Origin of the sequence: Rhodanobacter thiooxydans LCS2 (genome assembly GCF_000264375.1) — a bacterium.
Taxonomy (GTDB): domain Bacteria; phylum Pseudomonadota; class Gammaproteobacteria; order Xanthomonadales; family Rhodanobacteraceae; genus Rhodanobacter; species Rhodanobacter thiooxydans.
This window is the reverse complement of sequence record NZ_AJXW01000107.1, coordinates 21,193-38,044: the sequence shown is the minus strand read 5'-3', so window position 1 is coordinate 38,044 and position 16,852 is coordinate 21,193. Positions and strand designations below refer to the sequence as shown.

17 protein-coding genes and 1 tRNA gene are annotated in these 16,852 nt (G+C 68.5%); 12 read left to right on the top strand and 6 right to left on the bottom strand.

All coding sequences use genetic code 11. From position 1 onward, the window contains the following. Positions 1-17 precede the first annotated feature (17 nt). The 3 genes from UUA_RS17425 to UUA_RS17415 all read right to left on the bottom strand — a co-directional run bounded on the left by UUA_RS17425 (position 18) and on the right by UUA_RS17415 (position 2,742). Positions 18-1,400: a PhoH family protein gene (locus UUA_RS17425; protein ID WP_008439301.1), complete on the bottom strand. Its 1,383-nt coding sequence runs from the start codon at positions 1,398-1,400 to the stop codon at positions 18-20. 64 nt (positions 1,401-1,464) lie between these two features. After that, entirely contained in the window at positions 1,465-1,926 is a 462-nt protein-coding gene (locus UUA_RS17420; protein ID WP_008439300.1) for a peroxiredoxin, read from the bottom strand. A 144-nt stretch (positions 1,927-2,070) separates the two neighbouring features. Further along, the gene (locus UUA_RS17415) at positions 2,071-2,742 is read right to left on the bottom strand and encodes a glycine cleavage system transcriptional repressor (RefSeq protein WP_235605983.1); all 672 of its coding nucleotides are present in this window, start codon (positions 2,740-2,742) and stop codon (positions 2,071-2,073) included. A gap of 30 nt (positions 2,743-2,772) precedes the next feature. Here UUA_RS17415 and dapA point away from each other — a divergent pair, with 30 nt between their 5' ends. Then, a complete protein-coding gene (gene dapA, locus UUA_RS17410) occupies positions 2,773-3,669 on the top strand; it encodes a 4-hydroxy-tetrahydrodipicolinate synthase (RefSeq protein WP_008439298.1) in 897 nt (298 codons plus the stop codon). A gap of 33 nt (positions 3,670-3,702) precedes the next feature. Further along, on the top strand, positions 3,703-4,293 hold the full coding sequence (locus UUA_RS17405) for a hypothetical protein (RefSeq protein WP_008439296.1): 591 nt from the start codon (positions 3,703-3,705) through the stop codon (positions 4,291-4,293). Positions 4,294-4,363: 70 nt separating this feature from the next. Here the strand turns inward: UUA_RS17405 and fdxA are convergent, their stop codons facing one another. Both fdxA and UUA_RS17395 read right to left on the bottom strand, forming a co-directional pair. Continuing rightward, on the bottom strand, positions 4,364-4,687 hold the full coding sequence (gene fdxA, locus UUA_RS17400; protein ID WP_008439295.1) for a ferredoxin FdxA: 324 nt from the start codon (positions 4,685-4,687) through the stop codon (positions 4,364-4,366). A 243-nt stretch (positions 4,688-4,930) separates the two neighbouring features. Beyond that, positions 4,931-5,006, bottom strand: a tRNA-Glu gene (locus tag UUA_RS17395). A gap of 192 nt (positions 5,007-5,198) precedes the next feature. Here UUA_RS17395 and pcnB point away from each other — a divergent pair. The 5 genes from pcnB (at position 5,199) to panD (ending at position 9,264) form a co-directional block, all read left to right on the top strand. Next, positions 5,199-6,545: a polynucleotide adenylyltransferase PcnB gene (gene pcnB, locus UUA_RS17390; protein ID WP_008439294.1), complete on the top strand. Its 1,347-nt coding sequence runs from the start codon at positions 5,199-5,201 to the stop codon at positions 6,543-6,545. Next, positions 6,542-7,021 carry a 2-amino-4-hydroxy-6-hydroxymethyldihydropteridine diphosphokinase gene (gene folK / locus UUA_RS17385; protein ID WP_008439293.1) on the top strand — a complete coding sequence of 160 codons (480 nt, stop codon included), beginning with the start codon at positions 6,542-6,544 and terminating at the stop codon, positions 7,019-7,021. Before pcnB ends, folK begins: the two co-directional genes overlap by 4 nt. A 54-nt stretch (positions 7,022-7,075) precedes the next feature. Next, entirely contained in the window at positions 7,076-7,906 is an 831-nt protein-coding gene (panB, locus tag UUA_RS17380; protein ID WP_008439292.1) for a 3-methyl-2-oxobutanoate hydroxymethyltransferase, read from the top strand. An 18-nt stretch (positions 7,907-7,924) separates the two neighbouring features. After that, positions 7,925-8,770, top strand: a complete 846-nt coding sequence (gene panC, locus UUA_RS17375) for a pantoate--beta-alanine ligase (protein ID WP_008439291.1) — start codon at positions 7,925-7,927, stop codon at positions 8,768-8,770. A 101-nt stretch (positions 8,771-8,871) separates the two neighbouring features. Further along, positions 8,872-9,264 carry an aspartate 1-decarboxylase gene (panD, locus tag UUA_RS17370; RefSeq protein ID WP_008439290.1) on the top strand — a complete coding sequence of 131 codons (393 nt, stop codon included), beginning with the start codon at positions 8,872-8,874 and terminating at the stop codon, positions 9,262-9,264. 3 nt (positions 9,265-9,267) lie between these two features. On the opposite strand, the gene queG is transcribed toward panD, so the two are convergent. Next, positions 9,268-10,365 (bottom strand): tRNA epoxyqueuosine(34) reductase QueG, encoded by a 1,098-nt coding sequence (queG, locus tag UUA_RS17365; protein ID WP_008439289.1) that lies wholly within the window; start codon positions 10,363-10,365, stop codon positions 9,268-9,270. Positions 10,366-10,380: 15 nt separating this feature from the next. Here queG and UUA_RS17360 point away from each other — a divergent pair, with 15 nt between their 5' ends. The 5 genes from UUA_RS17360 to UUA_RS17340 all read left to right on the top strand — a co-directional run bounded on the left by UUA_RS17360 (position 10,381) and on the right by UUA_RS17340 (position 16,841). Beyond that, entirely contained in the window at positions 10,381-11,880 is a 1,500-nt protein-coding gene (locus UUA_RS17360; protein ID WP_039954420.1) for an NAD(P)H-hydrate dehydratase, read from the top strand. Continuing rightward, positions 11,873-12,352: a tRNA (adenosine(37)-N6)-threonylcarbamoyltransferase complex ATPase subunit type 1 TsaE gene (tsaE, locus tag UUA_RS17355; RefSeq protein ID WP_193385149.1), complete on the top strand. Its 480-nt coding sequence runs from the start codon at positions 11,873-11,875 to the stop codon at positions 12,350-12,352. The genes UUA_RS17360 and tsaE overlap by 8 nt, the downstream gene beginning before the upstream one ends. 164 nt (positions 12,353-12,516) lie before the next feature. After that, positions 12,517-14,028: an N-acetylmuramoyl-L-alanine amidase gene (locus UUA_RS17350; protein WP_008439286.1), complete on the top strand. Its 1,512-nt coding sequence runs from the start codon at positions 12,517-12,519 to the stop codon at positions 14,026-14,028. Positions 14,029-14,077: 49 nt separating this feature from the next. Then, complete coding sequence (mutL, locus tag UUA_RS17345) at positions 14,078-15,904, top strand: DNA mismatch repair endonuclease MutL (protein WP_008439285.1); 1,827 nt, start codon at positions 14,078-14,080, stop codon at positions 15,902-15,904. Positions 15,905-15,935: 31 nt separating this feature from the next. Further along, positions 15,936-16,841, top strand: a complete 906-nt coding sequence (locus tag UUA_RS17340; protein ID WP_008439277.1) for a DUF1684 domain-containing protein — start codon at positions 15,936-15,938, stop codon at positions 16,839-16,841. Positions 16,842-16,852 lie beyond the last annotated feature (11 nt).

Sequence of the window (16,852 nt, the reverse complement as noted above, 5' to 3'; positions counted from 1 at the left end):
ACTTGTTCAGAGTTTCCCTAGAGCGCCTCCGCCGCGAAATCCGCCAGCCGCGAACGCTCGCCGCGACGCAGGGTGACGTGCGCCGAATGCTCCCAGTTCTTGAAGCGGTCGACCGCGTAGGTGAGGCCGGAGGTGGTCTCGGTGAGGTAGGGCGTGTCGATCTGCTCGACATTGCCGAGGCAGACGATCTTGGTGCCGGGGCCGGCGCGGGTGATCAGCGTCTTCATCTGCTTCGGGGTGAGGTTCTGCGCCTCGTCGATGATCAGGTAGCGGCTGAGGAAGGTGCGCCCGCGCATGAAATTGAGCGAGCGGATCTTGATGCGCGAGGCGAGCAGGTCGTTGGTGGCCTGGCGGCCCCAGCTGCCGCCGTCCTCGGGGTTGGCCAGCACTTCGAGGTTGTCGGTGAGCGCGCCCATCCACGGCGTCATCTTTTCCTCTTCGGTACCGGGCAGGAAGCCGATGTCTTCGCCCACCGAGACGGTGGCGCGGGTCATGATGATCTCGCGGTAGCGCTGCTGGTCCATCACCTGGGCCAGTCCGGCAGCCAGCGCCAGCAGGGTCTTGCCGGTGCCGGCGTTGCCGAGCAGGGTGACGAAGTCGATGTCCGGATCCATCAGCGCGTTGAGCGCGAAGTTCTGCTCGCGGTTGCGCGCGCCGATGCCCCACACGTGGTGGTTGGCGTGCGAGTGGTCGTCCAGCAGCACCAGCGTGGCGCTGGCCTCGTCCAGGTGCAGTACGCGCAGCTCGATGGCGTTCTCCCCGGGCAGGTACAGGCATTCGTTCGGGTACCAGGTTTCCTCGTCGCGCCGCTTCACCTCGTAGAACGTGCGGCCGCGCTCGGTCCACGAGCGCACCTCCGGATGCAGCTCCCAGAAATCCTCGGGCAACGCGGTCGAGCCGGTGTAGAGCAGGGAGAAATCGTCCAGCGCGCGGTCGTTCTCGTAATCCTCGGCGACCAGCCCGTTGATGCTGGCCTTGATCCGCAGGTTGATGTCCTTGGTGACCAGGATGACGTCGCGGCCCGGGCTCTGGTCGCGCAGCTCGATCACCGCCGCCAGGATCTGGTTGTCCGCCTTGGCGTGGCCGTTGCTGCTGGTGCGGTGCTGGAAGTACAGCCGGCCGACCGAGGTGCCGCGCTTGAGCTTGACGCCCTGCGGGTTGCTCAGCTCCAGACCGTCGGCGAGGTCGTGCTGCTTGCCGCGCTCGATCAGCTCGTTGAGGAAGCGGCTGGCCTGGCGACCGTTGCGCGAGACTTCCGAGGCGCCTTTCTTTTTTTCGTCCAGTTCCTCCAGCACGGTCATCGGGATGAAGACGTCGTGTTCCTCGAAGCGGAACAGCGAGGTCGGGTCATGCAGCAGGACGTTGGTGTCGAGAGCGTAGATGCGCTTGCTTCCGGTCATGCGGAAGTGTCCTCGCTGGTGGGTGGAGGGAGCTTGCGGGCAGTCGTCATGGAGGGTGACGCGGTCAACGGGCGGGGATGGCGTCGAGCACGGCCTGGGCGTGGCCCGGCACCTTCACGCTGCGCCACTCGCGCGCCAGCTTGCCGTCGGGGTCGATCAGGAAGGTGCTACGCACGATGCCCAGGTGGTGCTTGCCGTACAGCACCTTTTCGTGGATCACGTCGAATGCGCGGCACCAGGTTTCGTCGGCGTCGGATACCAGCGGGAACGGCAGTTCCTGCTTCGCAGCGAAGTTGGCGTGCGATTTCGGCGAATCGCGCGAGACGCCGACGATCTGCGCATGGCGCTTGCGGAAGGCGGGGTAGAGGTTGCGGAAATCCTTCGCCTCGCTGGTGCAGCCCGGGGTGGAGTCCTTGGGGTAGAAGTACAGCACCACCCACTGGCCCTTGAGGTCGGCGAGCTTCAGGACGCTGCTGTCGCCGGTGGTGCCGCTGAGGGCAGGGGCCTTGTTTCCGATGTCTGGCATGGTCTCTCCGGAAACCCGATGGGGGTTTCGCCTGTGTGCGTGGCAGAGACTAGCGCGATGACCGTGACGGAGACAGCCTTGTCAGGCCTGTCGCGCTGGAGGCATTCTAGGAACCTCCGCGGCGTGTTTCAGCCGCCGCGGCGCCTAGAACTTCACCGGATCCATGATCGCGTCCAGGTTCAGGCCGTCGCACAGTTCCAGGAAGTCGTCGCGCAGCGCGGCGATGTGGATCTCCGCCGGGATGCCGATGGTGAACTGGGCCTGGAACATCTCCGCCCCGGTCTGCATGGCCTGGTAGCGGGTGGAGTTCAGCTGTTCCACGCTGATACCGTGCTGGCTGAAGAAGTCCACGATGCGCGCCACGATGCCGGGACGGTCCGCGGCCACCACCTCCACCAGGTAGGGCAGCAGGTGCGAGCTGTTCTGGCGCGGGCCGGTGCGGTAATGCACCAGGTGCATGCTCTCGTCGCGGCTCAGCTTGGCCAGTGCGGTTTCCAGCTTGGCCAGCGCGTCCCATGCACCGGTGGCCAGCAGCATCAGCGAGACTTCCGTGCCAATGGTGGACACGCGCGACTCGGACAGGTTGCAGCCGGCGTCCGCAATGCGCCGGGCCAGCGCCAGCAGCGGCGACTTGTTCGTCGCAGTAAGCGCGTGGATCAGCAACTGGTTGTCGTTGCCCGAACGCGTGACGGCGGGGGTAGGGCCGGGTGAAGGTTTCAAGGAAGTCTGCCTGTGGACGTCAGCCCGCGCGGTGCGGGGCCATGAGACTACTCCGGTCGAGCTTACTTGCCCGCCTCGCGAGGCGGCAAGTAACATGGCCAGCTTGCCTTGTAGCGGAATCGTGTCTTGAACATTCGCGGAAGCATCTGCGCACTGGCCACTCCGTTCGCGGCCGATGGCGCCCTCGACCTGGATGCGTTCGGCCGGCTGCTCGATCACCAGCTCGCCGGCGGCACCCAGGCGCTGGTGGTAGCCGGTTCCACCGGCGAGGCGCACATGCTGGAGCACGACGAGTTCGACCGTCTGCTGGCGTTCGTGCTCGAGCGCGTGGCCGGACGGGTGCCGGTGATCGCTGGCACCGGCGAGGCCGGCACCGCCAAGACGGTGGCGCTGACCCGCCGTGCGCAGCTGCTGGGCGCTGACGCGGCGCTGGTGGTGACGCCGTATTACGTGCGACCGACCCAGGAAGGCCTGCGCCGGCATTTCCTGGAAGTGGCCGAGCACGGCGGCCTGCCGGTGCTGCTGTACAACGTACCGACCCGCACTGGCTGCGACCTGCTGCCCTCGACCGTGGCCGTGCTGCGCGAGCACCCGGCGATCGTCGGCATCAAGGAGGCGCGCGGCGATCGCGAGCGGATCTCGGCGCTGGCGGAACTTGTGCGCCAGGATTTCGTCTATCTGTCCGGCGACGACGGCAGTGCCGGCGAGGCGATGCTGGCCGGTGCGGCCGGCACCATCTCGGTGGTGGCCAACCTGGTGCCGCAGGCGTTCCGCGCCTTGTGCGATGCTGCTGTCGCCGGTGACCGGGTGGCGACGGCGCGCTGCCATGGCGCGCTGGAGCCGCTGCTGCAGGCGCTCAATTGCGCGCCCAACCCGATTGCGGTCAAGGCCGGCCTGCCTGTGCTGGGGCTGGGCCTGGCACAGCCGAGGTTGCCGCTGGTGGAATTGAACGACGGTCCGGATCGCGCCCGATTGCACCAAGCGCTGTCCACTCTGGCATCCTTGGCGACTGTGGCCGGTTGACGGTTGCCCGACTTACTCACGGAATCCGCTTACATGAAGAAAACCTCGCTCCTCGTGGCCCTGCCGGCCGTCGCCCTCGCTGGCCTGCTGCTTTCCGGTTGCGGCATGTTCCGCTCGCACAAGGCGTGGGACAAGGCCGTGCAGGAAGCTCCGCTGGAGATCCCGCCGAGCCTCGACCGGCCGTCGACCAGCGAAGCGCTGGTGATCCCGTCGCCGGGCGCGAACCTGCCGACCGCCAGCGGCGCCACTGCGCGCGTCAGTTCGACCGGTGGCCAGATCAGCGACGGCTTCGTGCTGGCCGACAGCGTCGACAATGCCTACCGTCGGGTCGGCCAGGTGCTGGAGAGCGGCAGCCTGGGCGAGCTGGCTGGTCACGACGATGCCGCGCACAGTTACACGCTGAATGTTTCCGACGCCATGGCACAGCCGAGGAAGAAGGGCTTCTTCGGTCGTCTATTCGGGCGCGACAAGGGCGGTTCCGCGGCCGCACCGGGTGCCGGCTCGCACCAGGTGCAGATCAGCATCAACGACAGCGGCACGGCGTCGAGCGAAGTACGTGCCGAAGGCAACGCCGCGGCCGTGGGCAAGGTGATCGACGCGTTGAAATCGCGCCTGGGCGGCTGATCGCCAGGGCACAAGCCCCAAAAAGAACGCCGCCCCCGGGCGGCGTTCTTTTTGGATGGACGGACGGGTTTCAGCGCTGCAGCAGCTTGAGCTTGTCCGGCTTGCCTTCCCAGTCCCTGGCGTCGGGCAGGGCGTCCTTGCGTTCGGTGATCACCGGCCAGCTCTTGGCCAGTTCGGCATTCAGCGCCACGAATTCCTCCTGGCCGGCCGGCACGTCGTCTTCCGGGTAGATGGCGTTGATCGGGCACTCCGGCTCGCACAGCGTGCAGTCGATGCACTCGTCAGGATCGATCGCCAGGAAATTGGGGCCTTCATGGAAGGCATCGACCGGGCAGACCTCGACGCAGTCGGTGTACTTGCACTTGATGCAGTTGTCGATGACAACAAAGGTCATGAATGGGCCTGCTCTTCTCTCTCGTGAGGAGTGCGGCCATGGATGGCCGCCTCTGATCCGCGCCAGGCACGGGGAAGATGCCAGCTGACGGTCGCCTTGCCGATCATGGCGATCATGGATGATCGCACAAGTGACGAAGAGTGCGGCCATGGATGGCCGCCTTTAGTCTAGCCAACGGCTGAGCAATAGGGCTCGTCGAATCTTTTCCAGATGGCCGCAATCATGGAAGATCGCACAAACAACTGGCGCTCCCTACGAGGTTCGAACTCGTGTTCCCGCCTTGAGAGGGCGGTGTCCTGGGCCACTAGACGAAGGGAGCGCTGACTTCCGAAGCGCGCTAGTATAGCGGAATTGTTTCGCCCGGCAATGCTTGGCAGCCATCGGCTTGCTCGGTCCGGGACAGGCCCGCCGGCGCAGATGTCCCGCGCCCTTAGCGGGACGGTTCGCGGTGTTGCACGCCGCGATATATTGCCACCCAAGGGCAGTTTCGCCCCGCAAGGATTCCGACCGCTTGAATCTCGAATCGAGGATCGACGCCACGCCGACGCTGCGGATCATTCCGCGCGACCAGCACATCATCTCGCGCAAGAACATCAGCAAGGCGGCGTTGCGCGTGCTGTACCGCCTCAACGAGGCCGGCTTTGCCGCCTACCTGGTCGGCGGCGCGGTGCGCGACCTGCTGCTGGGGCTGCGGCCGAAGGACTTCGACGTGGCCACCGACGCCACGCCGGATGAGGTGAAGAAGCTGTTCCGCAACTGCCGCCTGATCGGCCGCCGCTTCCGGCTGGCGCACGTGGTGTTTGGCCCGGAGATCATCGAGGTGGCCACCTTCCGCGGCACCGGCGAGGAAGGCGGCGAGGGCGACCGCCACATCGTCGACGGCCGCATCGTGCGCGACAACATCTGGGGCACGATCGAGGAGGACGCGCTGCGCCGCGACTTCCGCGTCAACGCGATGTACTACGACATCAGCGACTTCTCGGTGCGCGATTACGTCGGCGGCATGCAGGATCTCGAAGAGCGCGTGCTGCGCCTGATCGGCGACCCCGACACCCGCTACCACGAGGACCCGGTGCGCATGCTGCGCGCGGCGCGGCTGGCGGCGAAGCTCGGCATGCGCATCGACGCGGCCGCGATGGCACCCTTCGAAACGCTGGGGCCACTGCTGGCCGACGCCGCACCGGCGCGGCTGTTCGACGAATCGCTGAAGATGTTCCTCTCCGGCCACGGCCTGAAGAGCTTCCGCGTGCTGGAGCAGTGCGGCCTGCTGAAATTCCTGTTTCCGGCCACCGCGCGCGCGCTGCGGCGCGGCGACGAGGCGTTGCGTGCACTGGTCGAGCACGGTCTGGCGAACACCGACGCGCGGATCGCCGAGGGCAAGTCGGTGACCCCGGCGTTTCTGTTCGCGGTGCTGCTGTGGGGCGAGGTGCGCGACGTGGCGCACCAGCTGATCGACCGCGGCGTCGAAGGCAACGAGGCCTGGTCGCGCGCCGCGGCGCAGGTGGTCGGCGAACAGTGCCAGCGGGTGGCGATCCCGCGCCGGTTCACCTTCACCATGGAGGAGATCTGGTCGCTGCAGCCACGCTTCGAACAGGTCCAGCGCAAGCGGGTGTTCCGCCTGCTGGCGCACCCGCGCTTTCGCGCCGCGTTCGATTTCCTGCTGCTGCGCGGCGACGAGTCGCCGGCGATGCGCGAGCTGGGCCGGTGGTGGGCGCATGCACAGCAGCTGCCGCCGGACGTGCTGGCCGCTGCGCTGCCGGCCGGCGGCGGCGATCTCGTGGCGCCACCGGTGGCCGCCCGGCCGCCGCGCCCGCGACGCCGACGGCGCCGGTCGGCCGACAAGTCGGGTTCCGTGTGACCCTGGCCTACGTCGCGCTGGGCAGCAACCTCGGCAACCCGCGGCAACAGTTGCTCGACGCCATGGACGCGCTGGCGAAACTGCCCGGCACCCGCCTGCTGCAGCGTTCGCAGCTGTACCGCACGCCGCCATGGGGCGTGCTGGAGCAGCCGCCTTTCATCAACGCCGCGGTGGAACTGGATACCGCGCTGTCGCCGCACGATCTGCTGGAGGCCCTGCTGGCGATCGAGCAGCGCGCCGGCCGCGTGCGCGCCGAACGCAACGGACCGCGCACGCTGGATCTGGACCTGCTGCACGTCGACGGCGTGCGGCTCGACGACCCGCAGCTGACCCTGCCGCATCCGCGCATGGCTGAACGGGTGTTCGTGCTGTTGCCCTTGCGCGATATTGCGCCCACGCTGCAACCGTCGGGCCAGGCTACGGTGGCTGAGCTGCTTGCCCGGCTCGATCCGACCGGTTGTGAACGCGTGGCTTGAGCCGGCATGGTGGCGCGCCGGATAATCAATGGTCACCCCATTTCAGGAATTGCCGTGTACGTGCAGAACGCCAGTGTCCCCGACCGCAAGCCGGTGACCGTGCCCGGCCTGCTTGCGATGAAGGCGCAGGGACGGCGCATCGTGATGCTCACCGCCTACGACGCCAGCTTTGCCTGGCAGTTGGAGGCCGCTGGCGTCGACATCGCGCTGGTCGGCGATTCGCTCGGCATGGTGATCCAGGGGCACGCCAGCACGCTGCCGGTAACGCTGGAGCACATGGTCTACCACACCGCCGCGGTGGCGCGCGGGCTGTCGGCCACGATGCTGGTGGCCGACCTGCCATTCATGGCCGACCGCGACGTGGCGCATGCGCTGGAGGCCGGCGCGCGGCTGGTCGGCGAGGCCGGCGCAGCGATGGTGAAGATCGAGGGTGCCGCGCCGCACATCCTTGAGGCGACCGCGGCGCTCACCGCGCGCGCGATCCCGGTTTGCGCGCATCTCGGGCTGACCCCGCAGTCGGTGCACAAGTTCGGCGGTTTCAGGATCCAGGGCCGCGAGCAGGCGGCCGCCGACCGCGTGCTGGCCGAGGCGCTGGCAGTGCAGGCGGCCGGGGCCGACCTGCTGGTGATGGAAGGCGTGCCGGTCGAGCTGGGCCAGCGGGTGACCGCGGCGCTGAAGATTCCGGTGATCGGCATCGGCGCCGGCCCGCATTGCGACGGCCAGGTGCTGGTGATCCACGACCTGCTCGGCATCACCCCGGGCAAGCGGCCGAAGTTCAGCAAGGATTTCCTGGCCGGGCACGATTCTGTCGGCGCGGCGATTGCCGCCTACACCGAGGATGTGCGCAGCGGCGCCTTCCCGGCCCCCGAGCATTGCTTCAACTGACCTGAGCGAGCCTGCCCCATGCAGACCGTACAAGACGTCCCGGCGCTGCGCGCCGCGATCCGCGGCTGGCGCGCACAGGGCCAGACGGTGGGTTTCGTGCCGACCATGGGCAACCTGCATGCGGGCCACCAGTCGCTGATCAAGCTGGCGCGCGCGCGCGCCGAGCGGGTGGTGGCCAGCGTGTTCGTCAACCCCACCCAGTTCGGCCCGAACGAGGATTACGACCGCTACCCGCGCACGCTGGTGCAGGACCAGGCCGCGCTGGCCGAGCAGGAGTGCGACCTGCTGTTCGCGCCGGAGGTGGCCACGATGTATCCGTTCGGCCCCGAACACAGCGTCAGCGTGCGCGTGCCGCAGATCACCGACACGCTGGAGGGCGCGCATCGCCCCGGGCATTTCGACGGCATGGCCACTGTGGTGTGCAAGCTGTTCAACCTGGTGCAGCCGGATGTGGCGGTGTTCGGCCAGAAGGATTTCCAGCAGCTGAAAGTGGTCGAGCGGATGGTGCGCGACCTGGGGTTGCCGGTGAAGGTGGTGGCCGCGCCGATCCTGCGCGCCGACGACGGTCTGGCGCTGAGCTCGCGCAACCAGTACCTGGGCACGGAAGAGCGCGCGCGCGCGCCGCTGCTCCATGACACCCTGCAGAAGATGCGCGAGCTGCTGGCGCAGGGCCATCCGTGGCAGGCGGTCGAGCAGACCGCCGCCGCGCGCCTCGAGCGCGCCGGCTTCGTTCCCGACTACGTGGTGATCCGCTGCGCCGAGGATCTGGCCGAACCGGCCGAGGGCGAGCGCGAAGGGCTGCTGGCGCTGGTCGCGGCCCGCCTGGGCAACACCCGGTTGATCGACAACTTGCGCTTCGACTGAGCCGGCCGCATATCAGGCTCGTGCCGTTTGATGTTGCAGCGCAGCGTCATCGGTTCGATAATCGCCGACTTTGCAGGCTGTCCCTGCCGGAAAGTAATGCCATGCACCTGAACATGCTCAAGGCCAAGATCCACCGCGCCACGGTGACCCACGCCGAGTTGCACTACGAGGGCTCGATCGCGATCGACGGTCTGCTGCTGGATGCCGCGGGCATCCGCGAGTACGAGCAGATCCATGCCTGGAACGTCAACAGCGGCCAGCGCTTCGTCACCTATGCGCTGCGTGCCGAGGAAGGTTCCGGCATCATCTCGGTCAACGGCAGCGCCGCGCGCAGCGCGCAGGCCGGCGACATCGTCATCATCGCCGCGTTCGCCCAGCTGAGCGAGGCGGAGCTGGAGCAGTACCAGCCCACCTGCGTCTATATCGCACCGGGTCCGGGCAACCGCATCAGCCATACCAACCACTCCATTCCGAAGCAGATGGCTGCGGCCTGAGTTTCAATGGCGCTGCTTCGCCAGCGCCCACGCCACGTGTTCGCGCACGATCGCCGACGGGTGATCGGCGCGGCTTTCGAGCGCCTCGATCGCCGCAGCCGACTTCGGCGCATTGCCCAGCGCCACCGCGATGTTGCGCAGCCAGCCTTCGTAGCCGGTGCGGCGGATGGCCATGCCTTCGGTGCGCTTGAGGAACTCGTCCTCGCTCCACGCGAACAGCTCGACCAGCTTCGCGCCGTCCAGGCTGTGCCGCGGCGCGAAGTCCGGCTCGGTGGCGACCTGCGCGAACTTGTTCCACGGGCAGACCAGCTGGCAGTCGTCGCAACCGAAGATGCGGTTGCCCATTGGCGTGCGCAGCTCTTCGGGAATGCTGCCTTTCAGTTCGATCGTGAGATAGGAAATGCAGCGCTTGGCGTCGAGTCGGTACGGCCCGAGGATCGCCTGGGTCGGGCACACCTCGATGCAGCGCGTGCACGTGCCGCAGTGCGCGCTGGCCGGCTCGTCCAGCGGCAGCGGCAGGTCGGTGTACAGCTCGCCGAGGAAGAAGTATGAGCCGGCATGGCGGTTGATCAGCACGGTGTGCTTGCCGATCCAACCCAGCCCCGCGTTGCGCGCCAACGCCTTTTCCAGCACCGGCGCGGAATCGACGTAGGCGCGATAGCCGAAATCGCCGACCACACCGTGGATGCGCTCGGCCAGCTTCTGCAGGCGGCCGCGCATCAGCTTGTGGTAGTCGCGCCCCAGCGCGTAGCGCGACACGTAGCCGGCCTCGGCATCGCCCAGCACGTCCCACGCGTTTGCGGTGCCGGGCGGAATGTAATCGATGCGCACCGAGATCACGCGCTGTGTGCCCGGCTCCAGTTCGGCCGGGCGGGTGCGCTTGCTGCCATGCCGGGCCATGTATTCCATCTCGCCGTGATGGCCGCCATCGAGCCAGCGCTGCAGATGCTGCTCGTCTTCGCCGAGGTCGGTACCGCTGATGGCGGCGTCGGCGAATCCCAGCTCGATCGCCCAGCGCTTGATGTCGCGGGCGAGCGTGGCGTAATCGGGAGTGGCGTGGGTCTCGGTGCTGGACATCCGGTCATTGTAGATGCGCTGCATGCCTATAATCCGCGCATGCCCGTCCACCCGTACAGCCGCAATCTCCATACCGTCGAGCAGTTGCGCGTGATGGAGCGCGCGGCGCTGCCGGCGCTGGGCATTTCCGGTCCCGAGCTGATGCGTCGTGCGGCCAGCGCCGCGCTGAACAGTCTGCGTCGGCATTGGCCGCAGCTGCAACACATCTGCATCCACTGCGGCCCCGGCAACAACGGTGGCGACGGTTTCCTGCTCGGTGTGCTGGCGAGCGAAGCCGGGCTGCAGGTCGAGCTGGTGGCGTTGACGGCCGCTTCGCACGGCGACGCGGCGGCGGCGCGCGCGGCGTGGGAGGCGGGCGGCGGGCGAGTGCGGTTGTGGGAGGCGCACGATGAGTTGCCCGATGCCGGGCTGCACGTCGATGCGCTGTACGGCATCGGCCTCAACCGTACGCCGGAGCCGACCGCGGCCCGCTTGATCGAGGCGATCAACGACAGCGGCCACCCGGTGCTGGCGCTGGATGTGCCCAGCGGACTCGATGCGGATACCGGCAACTGCCCCGGCGCGGCGATTCGCGCGGATGTCACGGTGACCTTCATCGCCGGCAAGCGCGGGTTGCATACCGGGCGCGCGGCCGACCAGGTCGGTGCGCTCGAGCTGGCCACCCTGGGCGTGCCGGACAGCGTGTGCGCCGACGCGCTGCCCGATGCGCAGCTGCTGGTCGCCGAGGCGTTGCCGCCGCGTGCCCGCTACGCGAACAAAGGCAACTACGGCCACGTGCTGGTGATCGGCGGCGAGCACGGCATGGCCGGCGCGGTGCGCCTGGCCGGCGAGTCCGCGTTGCGTGGCGGCGCCGGCCTGGTCAGCGTGGCCACCCGGGCCGGGCACGTGTCGGCACTGAATGCCGCGCGGCCGGAGCTGATGGCGCACGGCGTCGACGGGCCGCAGGCGCTGGAGCCGCTGCTCGAACGGGCCAGCGTGCTGGCGCTGGGGCCGGGCCTGGGGCAGACGGCCTGGGGCCATGCGCTATGGCTCACCGCGCTGGATGCGGGCAAACCGCTGGTGCTCGATGCTGACGGGCTTAACCTGCTGGCGCGCGAGCCGCGCCGCTTCGGCGCACCGACGGTGCTGACGCCGCATCCCGGTGAAGCGGCTCGACTGCTCGGGGTGGCCACCGCCAGCGTGGAGCAGGACCGTTTCGCCGCCGCGCGCGAACTGGCGCGGCGCCACGACGCGGTCGTCGTGCTGAAGGGTGCCGGCAGCCTGATCGCCGGTCCAGATGGACGTCTGGACGTCTGTCCGTGGGGCAACCCGGGCATGGCCTCGGGTGGCATGGGCGACCTGCTCACCGGCATCGTGGCGGCCCTGCTGGCGCAGGGTTGCAGCGCATGGCAGGCCGCCTGCCTCGGCACGGGCCTGCATGCGCGGGCCGGCGATCGCGCCGCGCAGCAGGGCGAGCGCGGCTTGCTGGCCAGCGACCTGCTGGCTCATCTGCGGGCACTCGGCAACGGCATGACGGGTTATGAGCGTGAGCATGATTGAGCCAACCGATACCGACCTGGCCTGGGTGTTGCCTGACGAGGCGGCCACCGCGGCGCTGGCTGCACGTCTGGCCGGCGTGCTGGACGAGGGCATGGTGGTGTACCTGCACGGCCCGCTGGGCGCCGGCAAGACCAGCTTCGCGCGCGCCTTGCTCACCGCGCTGGGCGTGGGTGAGCGGGTCAAGAGTCCAACCTACAGCCTGATCGAGGGCTATGCCGCGCGGGATCGCGCGGCCTGGCACCTGGACCTGTACCGGATCGCCGGCCCCGGCGAGCTGGAATGGCTGGGCCTCGATGCGCTGGCCGAGCCGAGTGCGCTGGTGCTGGTGGAGTGGCCCGAGCGTGGCACTGGCGCCTTGCCGGCGGCCGACCTCGACGTGCGCCTGGGTTACGCCGGCCAGGGCCGCCGCGCGTCGCTGCGTGCGCTCACCGCCCGCGGTCAGCGGTGGCTGGCGCGCTTGGCCAAGTGCTGATTTTCCTTGGGAATCGTTGACTTGGCGGTTCTGGCAGGTAGCTGTCCGGCTGGCGCGGTTTGTAGTCCATAACTTGATACGACCTGATGAAAGGTCTGCAGGTCATGGATATTCAAGGGAAAACCTTCTTGCATTCGGCGCGTGGCTGCGTTTCAATGCGGCCCATGCGGGCCAACCTGAACAAGCTGGGTGGATTTGTCGCCGCCGCGATCCTGGCGACCGCGCCGCTGTGCGCGGCCCGGGCGGCGGATCTGAAGGCTGCGCGGGTCTGGGCCGGCCCCGAATACACCCGCGTGGTGCTCGATGCTACCGGCCCGCTGCGTTACACGATCAGCCAGAAGGACGGCCAGGTCGTGGTCGACCTGAGTGGAAGCCGATTGGCTCACGACTTCTCCGATCCGGCCGCGCAGGGTCTGTACCGGGGCATGAGCCATGCCCGTATCGGCGACAACCTGCAGCTGACCGCCAGGGTTGCTCCGGCCAGTCGGCTGAAAACCTTCGAACTGAAGCCAGCCAGCGGTTCGAACTACCGCCTGGTGCTGGATCTGTATCCCGCCAGCGAAGGCGCCGATGCCGGCGTGGCCAGCGCGCCCGCGGCCACGCCCAAGGCTGTCCCGGCGAAGGTCGCTGCAGTGCCTGCACCAGCGCAGTACAGCAACCCCACGCACAGCCGCCGGGTCGCGGCCGAGCACGCGGCGGCGCTGCTCAACGGCCAGCGCCAGGTGGTGGTGGCGATCGACGCCGGCCACGGCGGCAGGGACCCCGGTTCGCACGGCCCCGGCGGCACGCTGGAGAAGAACGTCACCCTGGCGGTGGCGCGCGAACTGGCGGCGCAGATCAATCGCCAGCCCGGCATGAAGGCGGTACTGACCCGCAGCAGCGACTTCTTCATCCCGCTTGCGCAACGTTACCGGATCGCCCGCGAGCACAATGCGGACCTGTTCGTGTCGATCCATGCCGATGCCTTCACCCGCGACGACGCCATGGGTTCGTCGGTGTGGGTGCTGTCGCCGCGCGGCAAGACCAGCGAGGCGGCGCGCTGGCTGGCCGACCGCGAGAACCGCGCCGACCTGATCGGTGGCACCACGCTGGACGACAAGGACGACAGCCTGGCCAAGGTGCTGCTGGACATGCAGCAGGGCTGGGCGATGCAGGCCAGCGACGTGGTCGCCGGCAACGTACTGAAGGCGTTGTCCCAGCTCGGACCGACCCATCGCGGCTATGTCGAGCGCGCGAACTTCGTGGTGCTGCGCTCGCCCGACGTGCCGTCGATCCTGGTCGAGACCGCGTTCATCAGCAATCCGGCCGAGGAGCGCAAGCTGCGTGACCCGTCGCACCAGAAGCGGCTGGCCGAAGCGGTGATGGGCGGCGTGCGGAATTATTTCGAATCCACGCCGCCGCCCGGCACCTGGTTCGCGGCCCAGGCAGTGCGTCGCAATGGCGTGCAACTGGCGTCCGATGCCGGGCCCAGCGACGGCGAGGCGGTGGCGTCGGCCGATCGGTCCGCGCCTCGCGCGCAGGCGTCGGCGCGTGACGTGCACAAGGTCGGCCGCGGCGAGAGCTTGAGCAGTATCGCCAAACAGTATGGCGTGAGCGTCGGCGCGCTGAAGAACGCGAACCAGATCAACAGCAACACGGTCCGCGCCGGCACCACGCTGACCATTCCCGCCGGCTGACCCCGCCACCGCCGGCGGCTTGGCGGACGTTCGCTGCTAAAGTTCGCGGATGACCGTCATCCGCCCGCTACCACCTGAACTCATCAACCAGATCGCCGCCGGCGAAGTCATCGAGCGCCCGTCCTCGGTGGTCAAGGAACTGGTCGAGAACAGCCTCGACGCCGGCGCCGCGCGCATCGAGGTGGAGATCGAGGCCGGCGGCGCGCGGCTGATCCGCGTGCGCGACGATGGCGACGGCATCCATGCCGACGAACTACCGCTGGCGGTCGCCTCGCACGCGACCAGCAAGATCGGCAGTTTCGACGACCTGGAACACGTCGCCAGCATGGGCTTCCGCGGCGAGGCACTGGCTTCGGTGTCGTCGGTGGCGCGCTTTGCGCTGACCTCGCGTGCGCGCGGCCAGGACGCCGCGTTCCGCATCGAGGTGGATGGCGGCAGGCTGCAGGCGGCGCGACCGGCGCAGCATCCGCAGGGCACCAGCGTCGAGGTGCGCGACCTGTTCTACAACGTGCCGGCGCGCAAGAAGTTCATGCGCGCCGAGCGCACCGAGTTCGCCCACATCGACGACCTGCTGAAATCGCTGGCGCTGGCGCGCAGCACGGTGGAATTCCGGCTCAGCCACAACGGCAAGCCGGTGCGCATCTGGAAGGCGGCGCGCGACGAGCAGGCGCAGTTGCAGCGGGTGGCCGAGGTGCTGGGTGAGGATTTCCCCGCGCAGAGCCTGCGCATCGACCACGCCGCGGCGGGCCTGCACCTGTCCGGCTGGGTCGGCCTGCCCACCGCGTCGCGGGCGCAGGCCGACGCGCAGTATTTCTACGTCAACGGCCGGCTGGTGCGCGACCGCATCGTCGCCCACGCGGTGCGCCAGGCGTACGCCGACGTGCTGTTCCACGGCCGCTACGCCGCCTTCGTGCTGTACCTGGAACTCGATCCGGTGGGGGTCGACGTGAACGTGCACCCGGCCAAGCACGAGGTGCGCTTCCGCGAGCAGCGGCTGGTGCACGATTTCCTGTTCCGCACCCTGCACGAGGTGCTGGCGCAGACGCGCGCGGGGCAGGTGGCGTCGTCCGCGCAGGCGGAGGACGGCCATCTGCGCCTGGCCACCGCCGGCGCCTCGACGACGCCCGCCGTGTCGGCTGTCGCCGCGTCGTCGGCGTGGCTTGGGCGCGCCGGGCAGAGCCGACTGGCGCTGGGCGTGCGCGATGCGCCTCTGGCCGACTATGCCGCGCTGCTGGGCGAGTCGCCGCGCGCGACGGCCGCCCTGCCGATGCCGGCTGCTGACGACGCCGAGTCGCCGCCGCTGGGCTACGCCATCGCGCAGCTGAAAAGCATCTACGTGCTGGCCGAGAATGCGCAGGGCCTGGTGCTGGTCGACATGCATGCGGCGCACGAGCGGATCACCTACGAGAAGCTGAAGTCCGGCCGCGCCTGCAGCAACCTGCGCTCGCAGCTGCTGCTGGTGCCGCTGTCGATCGCGGTCAGCGCGAAAGAGGCGGCGGCCGCCGAGGAGCATGCCGAGGCGCTGGCCGAGTGGGGCCTTGAACTCTCGCGCAGCGGCCCGGCGACGATCGTGGTGCGACGCATCCCCGCGCTGCTGGAAGGGGCTGACGTCGCCCAGCTCAGCCGCGACGTGCTATCCGAACTGGCCCAGCACGGCAGCTCGCGCCGTTTGCAGGAACTGGAGAACGAGTTGCTCTCCACCATGGCCTGCCACGGTTCGGTACGCGCGGGACGCCGCCTGACGCTTCCGGAGATGAATGCACTGTTGCGCGAGATGGAGGCGACCGAACGCTCCGGACAATGCAATCATGGACGTCCGACCTGGGTCCAGCTGGGCCTGGCCGAGCTCGACAAGTTGTTCATGCGCGGTCGTTGACACACCTTCAAAAGTTTCGCCGGAGATCTTGATGATACGTACCAGCCTGTTTGTTGCCGCCGCCATCCTGGGAGTCGCCACTGTGCAAGCCACCGACATCGACAGTTACAGGTACAGCATCGAGCAGTGGCAGGCCGGTCGCGTCGAACGGCTGACTGCGCCGGACGGCTGGCTGAGCCTGATCGGGCTGGAATGGCTGAAGGACGGTACGAACCGCGTCGGCAGCGCTGCCGACAACGATATCGTGCTGAGCGCCGGGCCCGCACGTCTGGGCGTGGTCACGCTGGAGCGCGATGGCAGCATGCGCATCGTGCTGGACAAGCACAGCGGCGCCACGATCGATGGCAAGGCCGTTGCCGAAGCGCCGCTGGTGGACGACGCGCACGTTGCCGACGACGCCGCACCGACGCGGGTGGCATTCGGCAGCGCGAGCTTCTACGTGATCGACCGCGACGGCCGCAAGGGGCTGCGGGTGAAAGATACGGAAGCACCGTCGCGCAAGCATTTCGCCGGTATCGACGCGTTTGCGATCGACCCGTCGTGGCGGATCGAGGCGACCTGGGCGCCGGTGCCTCCCGGCGAGACGCTGGAGATGGGCACGGCCATCGGCACCATCGACAGGTACCCGGTGCCGGGCAAGCTTGAGTTCAGCCGCGACGGCAAGCATTTCGAGATCCTGCCGGTGATCGAGGAAGCGGGCGCCACGCAGTACTTCATCGTGTTTGCCGATCGCACGAGCGGCAAGGAAACCTATGGTGCCGCGCGCTTCCTGTACATCGACCCGCCGCAGGACGGCAAGGTCGTGCTGGACTTCAACAAGGCCTACAACCCGCCGTGCGCGTTCACGCCATTCGCCACCTGTCCGCTGGCGCCGCCGGAAAACCGGCTGGACCTGCGCGTGACCGCCGGCGAGAAGAAGTACGCCGGCGCGCACTGACCGTCGGCGGC